Source organism: Clostridium sp. AM25-23AC (assembly GCF_003435125.1).
Classification (GTDB): domain Bacteria; phylum Bacillota; class Clostridia; order Lachnospirales; family Lachnospiraceae; genus Pilosibacter; species Pilosibacter fragilis.
On sequence record NZ_QWGI01000075.1, the window covers coordinates 1,617 to 3,053 of the forward strand.

Consider the following 1,437-nt stretch of genomic DNA (forward strand, 5'->3'; position numbering starts at 1 on the left):
GACAGATTCCCGGGCAAGCGCAGGAGGTGTCAGGCAGGCAAATCCGCTTGACAAGCCAAAGGCGTGACGCGGACCGAACTCAAGTAGGGAAGCATCCGATTCCAGCTGCCGAGAAAAGCCGCTATTGTGTATCATGTGCCCGTACCGTAAACCGACACAGGTGGATGAGGAGAGAATCCTAAGGCCGGCGGGAGAAGCATTGTTAAGGAACTCGGCAAAATGACCCCGTAACTTCGGGATAAGGGGTGCCAGAGAGATCTGGCCGCAGAGAATAGGCTCAAGCAACTGTTTAGCAAAAACACAGGTCTATGCGAAACCGTAAGGTGATGTATATGGGCTGACGCCTGCCCGGTGCTGGAAGGTTAAGAGGAGAGGTTAGAGCAATCGAAGCTTTGAATTGAAGCCCCAGTAAACGGCGGCCGTAACTATAACGGTCCTAAGGTAGCGAAATTCCTTGTCGGGTAAGTTCCGACCCGCACGAAAGGCGTAATGATTTGAGCGCTGTCTCGACAATGCACCCGGTGAAATTGAAATACCAGTGAAGATGCTGGTTACCTGCGCCAGGACGGAAAGACCCCATGGAGCTTTACTCCAGCTTGATACTGGGATTCGGTAATGCATGCACAGGATAGGTGGGAGGCTACGAGTATGGAACTCCGGTTTCATATGAGCCGCTGTTGGGATACCACCCTTGCGTTACTGGGTTTCTAACCATGGTCCATGATCTGGATCGGGGACAATGTCAGGTGGGGAGTTTGACTGGGGCGGTCGCCTCCGAAAGGGTATCGGAGGCGCTCAAAGGTTCCCTCAGAATGGTTGGAAACCATTCGAAGAGTGCAAAGGCAGAAGGGAGCTTGACTGCGAGACCGACGGGTCGAGCAGGTAGGAAACTAGGACTTAGTGATCCGGTGGTATGAAAGTGGGATTGCCATCGCTCAACGGATAAAAGCTACCCTGGGGATAACAGGCTTATCACTCCCAAGAGTTCACATCGACGGAGTGGTTTGGCACCTCGATGTCGGCTCATCGCATCCTGGGGCTGAAGTAGGTCCCAAGGGTTGGGCTGTTCGCCCATTAAAGCGGTACGCGAGCTGGGTTCAGAACGTCGTGAGACAGTTCGGTCCCTATCCGGCGCAGGCGGAGGATATTTGAGAGGAGCTGTCCTTAGTACGAGAGGACCGGGATGGACGGACCGCTGGTGTACCGGTTGAGCTGCTAAGCTCATGGCCGGGTAGCCAAGTCTGGCAGGGATAAACGCTGAAGGCATCTAAGCGTGAAGCCCCCCTCAAGATGAGATATCCCATTCGAAAGAAGTAAGACCCCTTGAAGACGACGAGGTAGATAGGGCAGAGGTGGAAGTGCAGTAATGTATGGAGCTGACTGTTACTAATCGGTCGAGGGCTTATCCAGGAAGGTCTGGTTGGTTGATGAAACGGT

Annotated in this window: 1 rRNA gene (cut by a window edge); it reads left to right on the plus strand. The window is 53.7% G+C overall.

Annotated elements, in window-relative coordinates:
* Nucleotides 1-1,410: ribosomal RNA gene (locus tag DW677_RS18585) — 23S ribosomal RNA — on the plus strand; it begins 1,591 nt to the left of the window's first position.
* The last annotated feature ends 27 nt before the right edge of the window (nucleotides 1,411-1,437 follow it).